This window comes from Acrocarpospora phusangensis, from assembly GCF_016862995.1.
GTDB lineage: Bacteria > Actinomycetota > Actinomycetes > Streptosporangiales > Streptosporangiaceae > Acrocarpospora > Acrocarpospora phusangensis.
Window position 1 is genome coordinate 117,319 of record NZ_BOOA01000003.1, and the last position, 16,860, is coordinate 134,178.

Genomic DNA, 16,860 nt, shown 5'->3' on the forward strand with positions numbered 1-16,860 from the left:
CATGGCCGACACCACGTCCTTCGTGTTCGAGAACCACTTCCATCCGTACGTCGGGATGCTGGTCGAACGGCTCAACCAGCAGTCGGTGGACGGGCTGCTGGACCTGTCGGTGCAGCAGGTCTCCGAGCCGTTCTTCGAGCGCGTCTACGACCCGAACGATCCGGCCGCGCCCGGGGAGGACCCCAGTTTCCGGGTCAAGTCGTCGCCGAAGAACATCGACGTCAGCGAGGCGGGGCCGTACTCGGTCTACAACTGGGAGCTGTTCTTCCACGCGCCGGTGACCATCGCGGTGCACCTGAGCAAGAACCAGCGGTTCGCCGAGGCGCAGCGCTGGTTCCACCACATCTTCGACCCGACGGAGACCGACCCGAGCACCCCCGTGCCCGACCGGTTCTGGAAGTTCGTCCGGTTCCGCAACCCGCGGCCCGGCGACATGCCGCGGGTGGACGAGCTGGTGGCCGTGCTGAGCCGGCCGCCCTCCGAGCTCGGCCCCGAGGAGCGCATCCTGCTGGCCTCGGCCGCGCTCAGCTACGAAGGGCTGCGGCGGGAGCCGTTCCGGCCGCACCGGGTGGCCAGGACCCGGGTGGTCGCCTACCAGTACTACGTGGTGATGAAGTACCTGGAGAACCTGATCGCGTGGGGGGACAGCCTGTTCCGGCTGGACACCGCCGAGTCCATCAACGAGGCCACCCAGCTGTACGTGCTGGCCGGGAACATCCTCGGGCCGCGCCCCCAGGAGGTGCCCCGGCACCGGGCCGCGCCGCGGATGAGCTACCGCCAGCTCAAGGACGCCGGTCTCGGGGCGTTCGGGAACGTGCTGGTGGAGCTGGAGAACCAGCTGCCGTTCGCGCGTACCCCCGCTCCCGGGGCGCCCGGGGCGGGGGCGGGCGGCACCGCGCTGCTGGGCATCGGGCGCAGTCTCTACTTCTGCGTGCCCCGCAACGACCAGCTGGTGGGCTACTGGGACACGGTCGCCGACCGGCTGTTCAAGATCCGCAACTGCCAGGACATCAGCGGTGTCGTGCGGCAGCTGTCCCTGTTCGCGCCGCCGCTCGATCCCGGCCTGCTGGCCGCCGCCACCGCCGCCGGGGTGGACATCGCGGGCGCGGTGGCCGGGACGCGCGCGCCGGCCTCGCCCGTACGGGCCGCCCTGCTGATCCAGAAAGCCCTGGAGATCACGGCGGAGGTCAAGTCGACCGGGGCCGCGCTCCTGGCCGCCATGGAGAAACGCGACGGCGAGGAACTCGCCCGGCTGCGGCAGGGCCACGAGATCGGCATGGCCAAGCTCACCCGCGACGTGCGCTACCTGTCCTGGAAGGAGGCCGAGGCCAACACCGAGGCCCTGCTGCGCACCCGCGCCGCCACCTTCGCCCGCTACCGCCACTTCCAGCTGCTGCTCGGCCGCCCCGCCGCCGACGTCGACAGGCTCCGCGAACTCCCGCTCGTGCGCAAGCCCGTGACCAGGGCCAACTTCGCCGAAATCCACCAGGAGCTGATCGGCAGATACGCGGTCGCCATCGCCCAGGAGACCCGCCCCGCCCCCCGACTGGCCCGCGACGGCGACCCCCAGGTCCAGTCCGGCGCGGAGAGCCAGGGCTCCCTCGACCTGATCTCCACCGAGTACGCCGAGCTCAACATCCACCTCCCCAAGGCCAGGGACAAGCAGCGGGACGCCACCACGGTCGACACCATCTTCGGCGTGCTCGGCATGCTGCCCAACCTGGGCATCGACATCGAGCCGTTCGGCATCGGCGGCCATGTGGAGTTCGGCGGCCCGCTGCTCTCCTCCGTCGGCCGCACCATCTCCGCCGCCATCCGCGGCGACGCCGAGCAGGACGTCTACGACGGCGGCCGGGCCGCCAAGATCGCCGGCTACCAGCGCAGGGACCTCGACTTCGTCCAGCAGAGCAACCAGGCCGCCCTGGAACTCATGCAGAACGGCCGCCAGCTCATCGCCTCCCTCGTGCACGAACAGGTCGCCAGGAACGAGTACGACAACAGCGGCGAGGAGATCAAACGAGCCCGCCAGGTGGACGTCTACCTGGCCTCCAAGGACACCAATACCGAGCTGTACACGTGGCTGCGCGGCGAGGTCGCCCGCGGCTTCGCCGAGCACTACCGGATGGCCGTCGACGTCGCCCGCTCCGCCGAGCAGGCCGTCAAGCGGGAGCTGATGCGCCCCGAACTGGACGCCACCACCTTCGTCGGCTACTCGCACTGGGAGACCGGCCGGCGCGGCCTCCAGGCGGGGGAGCGCCTCCACCACGACCTCACCCGCCTCCAGCTGGCCTACCTGGAGCACAACAAGCGCGAGTTCGAGCTGACCGCGCACGTCTCGCTGCGCATGCTCGACCCGCTGGCCCTGCTCGAACTCCGCTCCCGCGGCACCTGCCAGTTCACCGTCCCGGAATGGCTGTACGACCTGACCGCGCCCGGCCACTACCTGCGCAGGATCCGTACGGTGGCGCTCAGCCTGCCGGCGGTGACCGGGCCGTACACGTCGGTGGCGGCCACCCTGTCGCTCCAGCGCAGCTCCATCCGCCGCGACCCCGGCCTGGTCGACAACCGGTACGCGCGCCTGGCCGGGGAGGACTCCCGGTTCCTGGACTATCCCGGCGGGCTGGAGTCGATGGTGACCAGCTCGGGCGTACGGGACACCGGGATGTTCGACACGGCGGCCCGCGACGAGCGCTACCTGCCGTTCGAGGGCGCGGGGGCGATCAGCACGTGGGCCCTCAACCTCCCCGCCGACCTGCGCCTGTTCGACTACGCCAGCATCTCGGACGCGGTCCTGCACATCGGCTACACGGCCCGCCCCGGCGTACGGGCCGACGCCGTGGCCGGGGACCTGCGAGCCAGGTTCGCGGCAGCCTCGGACCAGGTCCTGGCCCGCTCGTTCAGCCTGCGCCACGACTTCCCGGCCGAGTGGGCGGCCTTCCTGGCGGGCGGCTCCGGACTGTCGCCGCGGATCGAAAAGAGCTGGTTCCCGTACTTCGCGCAGTCCGCCGAGATCACCCCCCGCGCCGTGGAGCTGTACGGCATCGCCGGCGACGAACTCGTTCGCGGCCCTTCGCCGGTGGCCGCGCCGCCGGCGTTCGACGCCGAGGGCGGCTTCACGCTGACCGTGCCCGCCGACCCCGACGTGGTCCGGCGGGACGGGAACGCGGATCCGCATCTCATCGTCCGGTACACGATTCGCTGACGAACTGGAGGATGATGATGCCGTCCGTCGCGTGGACAGCCCTCGGAAGTCCCGGTGAGGTCGCCTCGGCGTACGCCGGGCCGGCCGCCGACGTCATCGCGGCCGGCACCGTGGGCGGCCATCTCTACCTGCGCAGACGGGTGGACGCCGGATGGCGGTGGGAGCACCTCGGCCGCCCGCCGGGCGGGGACGGCGTCATCGGCGCGGTCCTGCTGGAAGGCTCGCTCACGCCTGTCGTCGTCGACACCGACCTGAAGGTCTGGCTGCGCCAGACCGGGGCCGAGCCGTGGACCGCGCTGGCCGGTCCCGCCCCTGACGTGGGCCTGCCGTTCTTCGCGGACTCCGGCGACCTCGTCGTGGCGAGCAGAGGGACGCGGCACACGCTCGTGATGAGCAGCCCCGCCGGGCGGCCGTGGATGCGCCAGGGCGTGGACCCCGACGGCACCTGGTTCCGGATCGCGGCGGACGAGGACTGGATCACCGAGCAGCTGGCGGTCGCGTTCGCGCCCGTGTCCGGATCTGAGCCGCAGCTGCACATCTTCGCCGTGGTCCGCGACCGGCAGACCTCCCAGTCCGGCGTACGGGTGGCCGTGCACGAGAACGCCGTCTGGACCTGGATCGATCCGGCGGGCCCGACGCCCAACGGCCAGCACGCCGGCCTCACCGCCACCTCCTTCCGCGACGCCTCGGGCCGACTCCAGGCGTGCGCCGTGGTGTGCACGGGCGAACCGGCCGTGGTCAGCATGCTCACCGGCTCGGGCCGCGACTGGCGGTGGACCGACCTCGGGCGGCCGCCCGCCGAAAGCTCCCTCGGTTCCGCGGTGGTCGCGGCCAAGGGCCCGGACTCCGGCGGGGAGCCCGTCGTCGTGGCCCGCAGCAGCCACAACATCTGGACCCGTACGCCCACCACTGCCTGGACCGACCACGGGGGCACGCCCGGGGACGTCGCGGCCGTGGTCCCGAGCCAGTCCATCGAACGCGCCGATTCCGTGTGGACGGCCGGCGTGTCCTGGGACTTCGACCTGTGGACCTTCGACACCGGCACGACCGGCGCGACCGGCATCCGGTGGGAGGGCCACGGCCAGCCGGGCGGGTTGGTCGCGGTCATCGGCGCGTACACCGACGCGCCAGAACCCGACATCCCCGACCGCGCCGTTGAGGCGGCCGTCATCGACGGGCACGGCGCGGTCTGGAACTGCCAGGTGTGGGGCATCCCGGACCAGGGCTTCTTCGGCTCCTCCAACTTCTGGGCCTACCTCGGCCCGCCCGCGCCCGGCGTCACGGCCGCCGACGGGGTGGGCGTCTTCGCCGCCCCCACCGGTTCTCCCCAGCCCAGCTGGGTGTTCGTGGTCGGCAGCGACGGCCGCCTGTGGGCGAGCACGTCGGACGCCACCGGCTGGACCTGGGTCGAGCACGGCGCCCCCACCAGCAGGGTGATCAAGAAGGGGGTGGCGCCGGTCGCGGTCGGAGGCACGCCGGCCGTCCACGTGCTCGCCGACGACGGACGGCTCTGGATGCGTTCGATCTCCGGCGGAGAGTGGCGCTGGACCGACCGCGGCACCCCCGACGGTCAGCTGATCTTCGCCGTCCTGGGCGCGGCCGTCCTCCCGGCCGCCACCGGACCGCTGCCGGTCGCCGCCGTCGCCGCCGGTGACGGCCACCTCTGGCTCAGCGTGCCCGCCGCGGACGGATTCCGCTGGGTCGACCTGGGCACCCCGACGCCGAGCGAACGCGTCGTCGCCACCGTCGGCGTCGAGGTGGTCGCCCAGGGCCTCGACATCGTGGTCGCGGGCTCCCCCAGCGGCCAGGTCTGGAGCCGCCGCTGGTCCCCCCAGGCCACCGGGGCGTGGATCCCCCACGGCCGCCCGCTGGACGCCCGCATCCGCGCCGCCGTGGGCACCGCCCGCGACCCCGCCGACCCCGCGTCCTGCCTCGCCTGGGTCATCGGCAACGACCAGCAGATCTGGGTGACCTCCTCCGCGGGCGGCCCCTGGTCCCGCTGGGACCCCGTCTTCCCCGTGGACGCGGTCACCGCGGGCAAGTCCGCGTTCGTCATGGACGCCTTCCCCTGCGTCGTCGCCCTGGACAACGGCCCACGCCTCCACGTCGTCACACCAGAGCTGTGACCCCCGCTACGATCTCGACATCCTGACTGGAGGCATGGCGTGGCCGCTGGAGCGTTCCCGGGGCGGGGGGAGCAGGCGCGGGAGGTGCTGGGGCGCTGTCTCGGCGCGCTGGAGGGGCAGGGGGCGTCGGTGTCGGCGTCCGCTGTGGCGCGGCGGCTGGGACGGGACGAAGGACTGGTCCGGAAGGTGCTCAACGGGGAGCGGCCGTTGCGGCCGGAGTTCGTCCGGGACCTGGGGGTGCTGGCGGGGGTGCCCGTCGCGGAGCTGTTCCAGACGCTGGGGTGGCTGCCGGAGGACGAGGTGCTGCCGCGGGCCATCAGTGGCCTGGCCGACGGGCTCGGGGCGGCGTTGCGGGCGTTCGAGGACGCGCAGCCGTACCTGGCGGGGCTGACGGTTCCGGTGCCGGCCGCGCCGTTCACCGCGGCGCAGGTGCTGCTCGGCGACCCGGCGGGCGCGGAGCGCTTCGACGTCAGGCTCGCCCAGGTGGTCTCGCCGGGCCGGTACCGGACCACGACGGCGACGCTGGCCGAGTTCAGCCTGCGGCCCGGGCAGGAGCCGCTGCCGGCCGCCGAGGTGGAGCGCCTGGCCGCCGTCGCCGGGATCTCCGCCGAGCACGGCGACCGCGCCGAGCACGACCGGGTCCGGCTGGAGCTGCGCGCCAGGATCAGGGCCGCGCTCAACGACGGGCAGGAGTACAGCTGGCAGGGCGACCCCGGCCACCGTACCTGGCGCAGCGCGGCCCAGCGCTGGCCCACCCACCTGCTGGTCCAGGACGCCATCGGCGGACGCCAGCTGCCCGCCGGGGCACGCCCGGCCACCTGGGCCGGCCCCGCCACCATCGTGATGATCGGCGGGCGGCACGGCACCGGTCCCGCCGCCGCCCTGCTCGCCGAAGCCCTCGGCTGGCGATTCGTGCTGGTACGGCCCAACCTCGACGTGACCAGGAAAGGCCACGTCCTGGCGGTGCCCGCGGGCGCCACCCGGCCACGGGCCCGCAGCTGGCAGGCGGTGGCGTCGCACATCGCCGAGTCGTACGCGGCCGGGACGCCCTGGCCGGCCGTGGTGCTGGTGCGCCCCGCCGTGTTCGGCACCCCCGAGGCGGTGGCCGCGCTCCGGGACACCCCGGCCCGGGTGGTCTACGCCCGGCCTCCCGCCGAGTACCTCCACTGGTGGGGCGCGCGGATCGAGGGCGACCACCGCCCCGGCGAGTACGACGGAGCCGCCTGGGCCGGGCGGGTCCAGCAGCGGTACGCCGAGCTGGAACACCATCTGGCCGATCGCATCGCGGGCCGTGATCTGCTGCTGCGGCTCCCGGCCCCCGCCCGGGAACTGCCGCCGCACCTGCCGGAACTCCCCGGCGAGGTCATGGACCAGACCGTCCGGGTCGCCTGGACGGCACTCCGCTGGCTGGCCGTAGACGCCAAGGACACCAAAGACACCAGGGACAACTTTCTCTCCGGCAGGCTGCGCGGCTGGCAGACCGCGCTCGAAACCGACCCCGACGCGCTCCTGCCCCGTCTCACCGACCTCGGCTGAGCCCGTCAGCCGAGGTCGCCGTCCTCCTCACCGCCTGGCACCATCGTCGCCTCCCCTCGCTGCCTCACAGCACTCAGGGTGGCCAGCCGCCGGGCCCGGCGAAAGACCTCCCCGGAGAGGTCACCCGCGGGGGATCACCGGCCGGCGGACCGGTAGTCCTCCACCTGGTCGGGCCGGATCAGGCCGTCCTCGATGCAGCGGGCGAGCAGCGCGAAGTTGGACGCGCACGGGCGTCCCATGGCCGCGAACTTGGCGCGGGCCCTGCCGATGTACTGCTTCACCGTGGCCGGGCTGATGGCCGCGCCCCCCGGCTTCTTCATCCGCCTGGCGATCGACTCGTGGCTCATGCCCTGGAACAGGTAGACCAGCGCCTCCCGCTCCCGCTCCGAGAGCCGGGCCGCCTGGAGCAGCCCGCCCGCCATGGACGGCGTCACGTACGGCTCGTCCCCGGCCACCGCGGCGAGCGTGTCCACGAAATGGTGCTTGCCGGTGCGCTTGTCGAGGAACGCGCAGGCTCCCGCGTCCATCACCGCCTGCACCACCAGCGGCTTGACGTGCACCGAGAACACCACCACCCGCAGCCCGAGATCGCTCAGCTCCGGCACCCGATCGGTCACCATGTCCCGCCCGAGGTCCAGGTCGAGGACGACCACGTCGGCCTCCCGGCCCGGCCCCGCGAGCAGGGCGTCCACCGAGTCCACCACGGCCGTGATGCTCACCCGCCGGCCCGGGTCGGCGGCGACCCAGGAGCGTACGCCCTCCACCACCACGTCGAGGTCCTCGACGATGGCGGCGGTGACGGTGCGGTCCACCTGGCCTGCGCCCACAGCAGGTCCCCTTCCGTGTCGTAACTCACCTGGACGGTCCCGTGGTCGGCCGCCCCGGGCGGCGGGATACCGGCGTCGGCGATCACCGCGACCACCACCTCGGCCCGGCTGGACACGGTCGTCACCCGGGCGTGCGTCTCGGTGGCGGCCAGCACCGTGATGATCGGCTCGGTGAGGGCGCGCCGCTCGGCCAGCAGCAGCCCGGGTACGGAGCCGACGGGCGCCTGCAGGTCCACCTCGACGCCCCGCCGCTCGGCCGCGTCCGCGCAGGCGCGCAGCTCGTGGATGAGCGCCTCGGGCACGTCGTCGGTCTCCACCATGAGGCGGCGCAGCCGCGCCACCGCGATCCTGATGCGCTGCTGCGGCTCCGGCTCGCGCAGGTCGATCCGGCCCGCGGCGATCTCGCCGAGCAGTTCGGAGACCGTCTCCTGGACCATCTGGTAACGGCGGGCCCTGGCCGTACGGACCGACTCGGCGGCCAGGCGCAGGGTGGCCGTCCTGGCCTGGGCCGCCTGGTCGCTGGCGGTGCCCCGGCCCACGTCCACCAGCATCCGGCAGCCCACGAACAGGGCGATCGGGATGATGCAGACCCCGTGCCCGAGCACCAGCAGCCTGCCCAGCTCGGCCGCGTCCACCTGTCCGTACGCGACGACCAGCCCGAACGCGACCAGGGTGTTGACCACGCCGAACCCGACGATCTCCGGCAGGCTGCGCCGCCACAGCGCGATCAGCGCGACCCAGCTGCTGGAGGCGAACCACCAGTTGGCCGCGAGCACGTGGCTCTCGGACGGCGGCGCGACCAGGGCGTTGGCCACCACGCCCGCCAGCAGCAGCGGCACCATGACGGCCGGCATGAGCGGCCCCTGGCCGCCGCCCCGCAGGATCACCCAGGCCGCGATCACGGCCAGGACCGTGTACGCCAGCCACAGCAGCAGTCCCGCCTCGGGCCGGCCGAAACGCAGCGAGGCCGGAAGGTCGTTGGCCAGATGCCAGGTGAACACGATCAGCAGCGCCGCCAGCAGCGCGCCCAGGTCGAAGCGGTTCCTGACCGTGGTGACGCTAGCCACGCCGCCACCTCAGCTCGACGCGGGTGCCCGCGCCCGGGGCGGACTCGATGGCCGCCCCGCCGCCGGCCTGGGCCATCGCGGCGACCACCGCGCCGCGCAGGCCGAACGTCGAGGCGGGCACCTGGCCGGGCACGAAGCCGACGCCCTGGTCGGTCACGGTGACCACGACCTCGCCGTCGTGTTCGGCCAGGGTGACGCCGGCCTCGGTCACGCGGGCGTGCCGTACGACGTTCTCCAGGCATTCCCGGACGGCGGCGCCGAAGGAGTCGGCGACGGGTTCGGGCACCAGGCACGGGCGGGTGGTGGCGGTGACCCTGAGCTGGGGTTCGTGCCAGACGGCCACCTGGGCCAGGCGTTCGTCCAGGCGCACGTCCTGGGCGCGGTCGCGCGGGGCCGCCGCCAGCCGCGGCAGCTCGGTGAGGTTGGCGGTGGCGTGGCGGCGCAGCACCTCGCTGGGGCGGGCGGCCTCGGCGTGCAGGGCCATGGTGAGTGTGGTGAGCGGGCCGTTGTGGACCAGGCGGAGCTGGGTGAGCGCGTCGGCGCGTTCCGCGGCCTCGATCTCGGCCTCGCGTTCCTCGCGTTGCAGCGCGGTGAAGGCGTGCGAGGCCGCCACCCCCGTACGGGTGGCCACGATCATCGCGGCGGCGGCGACGAAGGTCTGGATGGTGAGAGTGAGCGCGTGCGGAACGCCACCGCCGGGAGTGTCGGTCAGACCGGCGCCGGTCAGGTAAGCGGCGGTCACCAGCAGGCCGGCGGGGATGGACAGCAGAGGCCGTCCGGCCAGCTGGGCGCAGATGGCCACCAGGCTGGCGACTGCGGCCACCCAGCTCGCGCCGTCGACGATCAGCGACGGTGTGACCAGGCGGGGGAGCAGCAGGCAGAGCGCGCAGCCGGTGGCGACGTCCACGGCGATCACCCAGGCGGCCAGGCCGCGCGTCCAGCAGATCCGGACGTACCCGGCGGTCCACGCGCAGAACAGGGTGAGCGCGGCGGCCAGCCAGATCGGCGAGACGCCCGGCCCTGACATGAGCAGCGCACCGGGAACCACGACGACCGCCACCGACCCCCGCATCATGGCGGCGAACCGCGACATCGCTATCCACACCGGATCCAGCCGCGTCAGATCAGAAACATTTCGGCTTGCCTCCACGGCCTCACCGCTTCATCGTCGCCGGTACATTCCGCCGAAATAACGATACAAATCGCACTTCTTCTCGCCGGGCCCGCTCCTCATGATTGAAGCCCGATCGAGACATTCCCTCAGGAGCACGAATATGAAGATCCGCCTAATCGTTCCGCTCGTGGGGGTGTTATCCGTTCTGCTGGCGGGCCTTCCCGCGACCGGAGCGGCGGCCGAGGAATGCGCGCGCGTGGGTTTCATCGGCGTCAAGGGCTCCGGCGAGGATCCCGATCCGGAAGACAATGCGCACCGTAATATGGGCGCTCCCGTACACCGGCTCGCCGAGGTGCTGGCCGAGCGGCTCGGCGAGAACCTGTGGGTCGAGTTCTATCCGGGCATCGACTACCCGGCCGTGACGGTCCAGGAACTGGGGGAACAATTCCGGGAGACACCGGGAACGGCGGACAGCGTGGTCAGCGGGCAGATCGCGCTGCTCGCCAAGCTCAATGAAATAACCGAGACCTGCCCGGACCAGCAGTTCGTGTTGGCCGGCTACTCCCAGGGCGCGATGGTCATCAAGAACGCGCTCAACGGACTGAACCCGACCGGCCCGATGGCCAAACGCATTAAGGCGGTCGTCCTCTACTCGGATCCGCTGCCCAACATCAAGAACGGGGTCGTGCGCGGGGTGTTCCCCAAGTTGTTCAGCCTCGCCCCCACCGAGTTCCCTTCGGCAATACGCCACAAAATTCATTGCAACCCCGGGGACAGCGTTTGCGGCAAGGTGTCGAACACCTGCACGCTGAAGGTGCTCGACGCCATGAACGCGACCCCGCTCGATGCCCCGCAGAAGTGGAATGACGCCTGGGCCGCATGCACCGAGGCGCACCACACCTACGAATCCAACGCGGACGAGGCAGCCGACTGGCTTTCCGGAATCCTTCTCAACACCGACCTCGCGGTAACCGGCTACAAGTACCTGACCCCGAAACCCGTCTGCGCGGGCAGCAACCCGGCCGTCCAGCTGGAAATCAAGAACAAGGGCAAACTCGACAGCGGCACGTACGACATCCGCTGGATCGTCGACGGCGACCCCCTCGACCACTACCTTCCGTCGATCCCCGAGGGCGGAACCGGCCACGCCGAACTCCACTACCACGGCATCCCCCAGGGAACCCACACCATCACCTTCATCGTCGACCCCGGCGAACGGCTGGTGGAGACGAAGGAGGACAACAACCGTAAGGACATCAACGTGGTCGCCAAGGCGTGCTGACCTGCGGAGGGCCCGCGCCGGTGGATCGGCGCGGGCCCCGGGGGTGGATGGGTCAGTCCGCCAGCAGGCGGTCGCCGGGGTGGCAGAACTCGCCGGTGAAGAAGGTGCTGCCGGGCACGCATCGCCACATGCTGGGGTTGGTGTAGCTGGGCGCCTGGCGGACGTTGGCCGACTGTTCGAGGGCGTAGCCGTCGGCGAGCAGGGTCGCCTCGCTGAAGGCCGTGCCGACGAGGGTGACGCCGATCGGGTTGCGGCCCGCGGAGCTGGCCTGGGCGCCGTACCCGGCGGGGAGGGTCAGCACCGGGTAGCCCGCACGGTCGGCGTACCCGACCAGCGCGTTGCCGGTGGGCACCATGACGGCGTCGAAGTCGTCGGACTCGTCGCCGGGGGTGCCGTTGCTGAGGATGCCGTCGATGAGCGCCCGGTTGGACGCCCGCCCCGCCTCCAGGTCGGCCGTGTACGCCGCACTGGTGGCCGGGTCGGACAGGTCGACCGCCTGGGCGGCGAGCAGCTGCCCCTGCTGGTACTTGAGTCCCTCGACGGGGTTGGCCGCGTTGTAGTCGATGATCTCCTGCAACGACCCGGCCGCCTTCTTGGCGCCCGCCAGGTAGCCGTTCAGGTCGCGCTTGAACTCCCGGCCGACGACGCTCGCCGGGTCGGGGTTGGGCGCGCCCACTGTCACCTGCGCGGTGGTGGCCCCGAGCGCCTGCAACCTGCCCACCATCGTCGCGTACGGCTCCGCCGAGCTGGACACGACGGCGATCTTCTTGCCCTGCAGGGCGGTCGTGGACAGGCCCGCCGTGTAGTCCTTGACGGGCGCGCCCGCCGTGGCCGGGTCGCCCGCGTCGGGTCCGGCCATCACGGTGAGCGCGCTGGCCGAGTCGTACACGGTCCGGGTGATCGGCCCGGGTGCGTCCTGCGAGCGGGCGACCGGCAGCACGCCGGTACGGCTGACCAGCCCCACGGTCGGCTTCAAGCCGACGACGCCGGCCGCGTCCGCGGGCGCCACCAGCTGGGCCGTGTCGGGAGAGGTCTCCAGGCCGACGGTGAACGCCGCCAGACCGGAGGCCGTCGCCGCCGCGGAACCGGCGGAGGAGCCGGCCGGGGTCTTGTCCGTGTCCGACGGCAGGAGCACCTGGCCGGCGAGCGAGGAGTACCCCTTCGGCAGGTTCGCGTCGAACACGCCGTTCAGCTCGGTGATGTTGGTCGTGCCGAGGATGATCGCGCCGGCCGCCTTGAGCTTGGCCACCACGGTTGAGTCGTCCTTCGGCTCGAAGTCCTGGAGCGCGACGGAGCCGCCCGTGGTGGCCAGGCCGTCCACGGCGAAACCGTCGTTGACCAGCACGGGGATGCCGTACAGCGGCGGGCGGAGGGGCCGCTTGTCCTTGGGGTTGTCGTCCTTCTTGTACTTGTCGCGGTCCCAGTCGAGGCGGCGGGCCTGCTTGATGGCGTCCTCGTTGACGGAACGTACGGCCTGGGTGGCCGGACCTTCGGCGTTGGTCAGCGCGATCCGGTAGAGGTAGGACCTGACCAGGTTCTCCGAGCTGATCTCGTCGGCCCTGAGCCGGGCGTTGAGGCTCCGCGCCGACTCCGTCTCCAGCGAGAACGGCAGCGGCCTGGGCTCGTACCCGAGCAAGTCCATGATCGTCTTGTAGTCGGGGTTGCAGTGCCCGCGCTCGCTGTACGGCGGCGCCGGAACCGTCCTGGCGCAGCGGTACATGCTCGGGTTGACCACGCTGGCCGGCTGGCGCAGCTTGGTCGCCTGCTCGATGACGTAGCCGACGCCGAGCAGGTTGTACTCGGAGTAGGCGTTGCCGTGGACCTGCACGGCCACCGCGCGGCGGTGCGTGGCCGAGTACCCCATCGGGATCGTGATCGTCGGGTAGCCGGCCTGGGGGCCGTTCGGCACGCTGCCGAGGATCGCGAGCACCGGGTCGGCGGGCTGGGCCGGGTCCGAGTTGGGGTAGGTCACCATGTCGTCGATGGCCTTGTGCCAGGCGGCCTTCCGGATGGCCAGGTTCGTCCGGTACGCGGCCTCGTTGGCTCCGCCGGGGGTGACGTCGGAGAGCGAGGAGTTCAGGTGGTTGTTGTTGCCGAACTTCAGCGCCTGGTGGGCGTTGGCCTGGTTGTCGGCCACCTCGTCGACCAGCGACTTGATGGGCGCCTGCGGGCCGAGCCGCTTGTAGTACTCGTCGATGCTCTTGTGCTGCTCGTACCCGCTGGGCAGGCCCGGCAGCGCCGGGATCGACACGCTCGGCCGCGGCACCATGATCGCGCCCGCGGCGGTCAGCGCGTCGAAGGCGAGCTTGAGCGGGCTGCCCTCGGTGAGGGTGCCGTTGTAGCCGATCTTCTTGCCCCGGACGAATTCCGGGTCCAGCGCCTTCATGTAGTCGGGCAGCTGCGCCGGCAGGGCGGGGATGATGCCCTTCTCGAGGTAGTCGGCGCCGAACATCGCGGCGTAGCCGGCGTCGGCCTCCGGGTCGGGCCCGGCGATGGAGGCGAGCGTCAGGGCCGCGTCCGGCACGTTGCGGACCATCGGCCCGGCGATGTCCTGGGAGGCGCTGATGGGCGCGATGCCGTACCCCGGGACGAGGCCGACGGTCGGGCGGAGCCCGACGAGGCTCTGCGCGTTGGACGGGCTGATGATGGAGCCGCTGGTCTCCGTGCCGATGCCCAGTGTGGACATCGCCGCGGCCATGGCCGTGCCGGTGCCCGAGGAGGAGCCGCTGGGGTTCTGGTCGGTGTCGAGCCCGTGGAGCACCTGGCCGGTGAGGTTGCTGAAGCCGGACGGCTGGCTGCCGAAGCTGTTGGCGAACTCGGACAGGCCCAGCTTGCCGAGGATGACCACGCCGCGCTCCCGCAGCTTCTTGGTGATCCCCGCGTCCGTCGCCGGGTACGACTCGCGCAGCGAGTAGTTGCCCGCCGAGGTGTACATGCCGGTGACGTCGATGAGGTCCTTCAGCAGGATCGGCAGACCGTGCGCGGGGCCGAGGAGCTGCCCCTTCTTCCGCTGCTTGTCGGCCAGTTCGGCGTCCTTCAGCGCGTTCTCGTTCAGCTGGGTCACGGCGTTCAGGCCGGGCCCGCGCTTGTTCAGCGCCTCGATCCTGTCGATGTACATCTGGGTGAGCTGCACCGAGGTGAGCTGCCCTTTGGCCATCATCTCCAGGGCCTGGGTGCCGGTGAGGGTCTCCAGGTCGAGGACGGGCGGTTTGGGTCTGGCGACCGCGGTCGCCGGGGTGAGGGCTAAGCCCAGGGAGAGGGTGAGGAAACCGGTGAGGGTGAGGCGGAATCTGTGCACCACGGAGCTCCTTGTGGAACCTGGTAATGCACGCGACCGTATAGACGATCAGTTACACCAAAATGTCCGTAATGTTCCCGGCCTGAAACCGGGTTTCACGGTCCAAATCCCGCATGTCCGGACCTGCGTTAACTGAGGGAATCGGCCCGATTACGGCGGACGGGCAGCTCGAACAGCCACGTTGTGCGCGCCGCCTTCAGCCCCCGCTCGGCCAGCAGGCACGCGCCCACGAGGAGCGCCGTCACGAGCACCGGGTAGCCCACCGCGAGCACGGTCTGCACGGCCGGCGCCGCCTGCGAGAGCCGTCCGGCCACCGCCACGTGCAGCAGCGCCAGCAGCGGCATGTGGATGACGTAGATCGGAAGCGTACGGCGGCCCAGCCACGACAGCGCCGCGCCCACGTGCGCCCAGCGGGCCACCAGCGGCGCGGCGCTGAGCCCGAACACGGTCGCCACCAGGGACACCATCGGCCAGATCGTCGGAATCCGCTGGGCGGCGGTGACGGCCATGGCCAGCGCCGCCACCGCGTACACCGCCGCGAGCACCCCGGTCCGCCGCCAGTTGGTGTCCCGCACCAGCCGCTCGATGTGCGGGCGCAGGTGCAGGCCGAGCAGGAAGAAGACGAAGTTCTGGAGCAGCGAGCCGCGGTTGCCCGGCGTGGCGATCAGGTCGGCCGCGGCCACGACCGCCAGCAGGGCCGCCAGGCCGAGCACCACCGGCGCCGGCACCCGGGCGAGCGCCTTGGCGGCCGCGAAGTAGAGCGCCAGCGCGTACAGGTACCAGAGGTTGGGCGGGGTGATGGTGAGCTGCTCGGCGAACTGGCCGAGGGTGCGCGCGCTGAGGGTGTCGAAGCTGGGCGTGAACCACAGGATCGCGGTGTGCACGAGCATCCAGACCAGGTACAGGTAGAGGAACTTGGCGACGCGGGAGCGGGCGACCACCCGCCACGGCCGGTGGAAGGCGCCGAGCGCGAACATGCCGGAGATGGTGAAGAACAGCGGCATGCGCAGCGTCATGAGCTGGTCGCCGAAGAAGCCCCACGCGGCCGGGATGGGCCCGCCGGCCTGCCAGTCCACCTGTAAGTAGTGCTTGTTCACCGTGTGCCAGAGCACCACCAGCAGAATGCACGCGCCCTTGGCGACGTCAGCCCACGCCGCGCGGGTCCCCGTCGTCCTGACTTCGGTCGCCGTCGCCATCTCCATCGCCCCTCTCGCTGAGAAGGGCAACTCTGAGCTGGTACGACGGGAATGAGGATGGCGGAATCCTCAGTGCGTACAAGTACCCCTAACGGTGGCCGTCGGGGTGCAGGACGACCTTGGTCCAGCCCTCGTCGCGGGCGTCGAAGTGCTCGTAGCCCTCCGGGGCCTGCGCCAGCGGCAGCTCGTGCGAGATGACGAAGGACGGCTTGGCCCTGCCCGTGTGGATGAGGTTGCGCAGCTGCCGGTTGTACGCCTTGACGTTCGCCTGGCCGGTGCCCATCTTCTGGCCCTTGTTCCAGAACGTGCCCATGTCGAAGGGGATCTCGCCGGGGTCCTCCGGTGTGAAGAGGCCGACCACGCCGATCCCGCCCGTGGGCCGTACGCACCTGATCAGGTTGTTCAGGGTCATGGCGGGCTGTTCGCGGCCCTGCGCGTCGTGCGCCTGGTAGCCGACGCACTCGCAGCCCCGGTCGGCTCCCTCGCCGGCGGTCAGGTCCAGCACCTGCTCGACCGGGGAGCCCTTGGTGTCGTCGATGGGGATGGCGCCGATCTGCTCGGCCAGCCGCAGCCGGTCGGGGTGGCGGTCCACCACCATCACCTTGCTGGCTCCCCTGAGCATCGCGGAGTACGCGGCCATCAGGCCGACCGGGCCGGCGCCGTACACGACCACGGACTCGCCCGGGCGCATGCCGGCCAGTTCGGTGCAGTGCCAGCCGGTGGGGAAGATGTCCGACAGCATGACGTAGTCGTTCTCCTTCTCCCTCGCGTCCCTGGGCAGGCGCAGGCAGTTGAAGTCGCCGTACGGCACCCGCAGGAACTCCGCCTGGCCGCCCTCGTACGGGCCCATGCCCGCGTAGCCGTAGGCGGCGCCGGCGGTTCCGGGGTTGAGGGTGAGGCAGAAGGCGGTGAGGCCCGCTTCGCAGTTCTTGCAGTGGCCGCAGGAGATGTTGAACGGCATGCAGACCATGTCGCCCACCCGGACGCGGTCGACGGCGGAGCCGATCTCGATGACTTCGCCGAGGTTCTCGTGGCCGAGCACGCGGCCGGGCTCCATGGTGGTGCGTCCTTCGTACATGTGCAGGTCGGAGCCGCAGATGTTGGTCGAGGTGACGCGGATCAGGACGTCGGTGGGGCGTTCGATGCGAGCGTCGGGCACCTCCGTCACGATCACGTCGCGAGCGCCGTTGTACACCAGGGCTTGCATGATCC

The 16,860-nt window shown here is 71.6% G+C and carries 10 protein-coding genes; 4 read left to right on the forward strand and 6 right to left on the reverse strand.

Annotated elements, in window-relative coordinates; genetic code table 11:
• Position 1 precedes the first annotated feature (1 nt).
• From Aph01nite_RS02720 to Aph01nite_RS02730, 3 genes are read left to right on the forward strand one after another with little or no spacing between them, the layout of a single operon-like run.
• On the forward strand, positions 2 to 3,202 hold the full coding sequence (locus tag Aph01nite_RS02720) for a Tc toxin subunit A-related protein (protein WP_204039096.1): 3,201 nt from the start codon (positions 2 to 4) through the stop codon (positions 3,200 to 3,202).
• Between the two features lie 17 nt (positions 3,203 to 3,219).
• Positions 3,220 to 5,328, forward strand: a complete 2,109-nt coding sequence (locus Aph01nite_RS02725; protein ID WP_204039097.1) for a hypothetical protein — start codon at positions 3,220 to 3,222, stop codon at positions 5,326 to 5,328.
• Between the two features lie 39 nt (positions 5,329 to 5,367).
• Positions 5,368 to 6,864, forward strand: a complete 1,497-nt coding sequence (locus tag Aph01nite_RS02730) for a hypothetical protein (protein WP_204039098.1) — start codon at positions 5,368 to 5,370, stop codon at positions 6,862 to 6,864.
• Positions 6,865 to 6,998: 134 nt separating this feature from the next.
• Here the strand turns inward: Aph01nite_RS02730 and Aph01nite_RS02735 are convergent, their stop codons facing one another.
• Genes Aph01nite_RS02735 through Aph01nite_RS02745 form a run of 3 tightly spaced genes read right to left on the reverse strand, consistent with a single transcriptional unit; the run spans position 6,999 to position 9,851 of the window.
• The gene (locus tag Aph01nite_RS02735) at positions 6,999 to 7,691 is read right to left on the reverse strand and encodes a sigma factor-like helix-turn-helix DNA-binding protein (RefSeq protein WP_239161354.1); all 693 of its coding nucleotides are present in this window, start codon (positions 7,689 to 7,691) and stop codon (positions 6,999 to 7,001) included.
• A complete protein-coding gene (locus Aph01nite_RS02740) occupies positions 7,580 to 8,758 on the reverse strand; it encodes a hypothetical protein (RefSeq protein WP_204039099.1) in 1,179 nt (392 codons plus the stop codon). Before Aph01nite_RS02740 ends, Aph01nite_RS02735 begins: the two co-directional genes overlap by 112 nt.
• Positions 8,751 to 9,851: a sensor histidine kinase gene (locus tag Aph01nite_RS02745; RefSeq protein WP_204039100.1), complete on the reverse strand. Its 1,101-nt coding sequence runs from the start codon at positions 9,849 to 9,851 to the stop codon at positions 8,751 to 8,753. Before Aph01nite_RS02745 ends, Aph01nite_RS02740 begins: the two co-directional genes overlap by 8 nt.
• 139 nt (positions 9,852 to 9,990) lie before the next feature.
• Here Aph01nite_RS02745 and Aph01nite_RS02750 point away from each other — a divergent pair, with 139 nt between their 5' ends.
• On the forward strand, positions 9,991 to 11,154 hold the full coding sequence (locus Aph01nite_RS02750) for a cutinase family protein (protein WP_204039101.1): 1,164 nt from the start codon (positions 9,991 to 9,993) through the stop codon (positions 11,152 to 11,154).
• 52 nt (positions 11,155 to 11,206) lie between these two features.
• Here the strand turns inward: Aph01nite_RS02750 and Aph01nite_RS02755 are convergent, their stop codons facing one another.
• From Aph01nite_RS02755 to Aph01nite_RS02765, 3 genes are all read right to left on the reverse strand, one after another.
• Positions 11,207 to 14,452, reverse strand: a complete 3,246-nt coding sequence (locus Aph01nite_RS02755; protein ID WP_204039102.1) for an amidase family protein — start codon at positions 14,450 to 14,452, stop codon at positions 11,207 to 11,209.
• Positions 14,453 to 14,580: 128 nt separating this feature from the next.
• Positions 14,581 to 15,648, reverse strand: coding sequence for an acyltransferase family protein (locus Aph01nite_RS02760; RefSeq protein ID WP_204039103.1), 1,068 nt, complete (start codon positions 15,646 to 15,648; stop codon positions 14,581 to 14,583).
• 88 nt (positions 15,649 to 15,736) lie between these two features.
• A complete protein-coding gene (locus Aph01nite_RS02765; protein ID WP_204039104.1) occupies positions 15,737 to 16,855 on the reverse strand; it encodes a glutathione-independent formaldehyde dehydrogenase in 1,119 nt (372 codons plus the stop codon).
• Positions 16,856 to 16,860: the final 5 nt, after the last annotated feature.

What these genes read in the sequence shown, in the direction of transcription:
- Aph01nite_RS02745 (WP_204039100.1), bottom strand. Translation starts at nt 9,851, where the DNA reads ATGTCGCGGTTCGCCGCCATGATGCGGGGGTCGGTGGCGGTCGTCGTG.
- Aph01nite_RS02765 (WP_204039104.1), bottom strand. Translation starts at nt 16,855, where the DNA reads ATGCAAGCCCTGGTGTACAACGGCGCTCGCGACGTGATCGTGACGGAG.
- Aph01nite_RS02725 (WP_204039097.1), top strand. Translation starts at nt 3,220, where the DNA reads ATGCCGTCCGTCGCGTGGACAGCCCTCGGAAGTCCCGGTGAGGTCGCC.
- Aph01nite_RS02720 (WP_204039096.1), top strand. Translation starts at nt 2, where the DNA reads ATGGCCGACACCACGTCCTTCGTGTTCGAGAACCACTTCCATCCGTAC.
- Aph01nite_RS02760 (WP_204039103.1), bottom strand. Translation starts at nt 15,648, where the DNA reads ATGGCGACGGCGACCGAAGTCAGGACGACGGGGACCCGCGCGGCGTGG.
- Aph01nite_RS02750 (WP_204039101.1), top strand. Translation starts at nt 9,991, where the DNA reads ATGATTGAAGCCCGATCGAGACATTCCCTCAGGAGCACGAATATGAAG.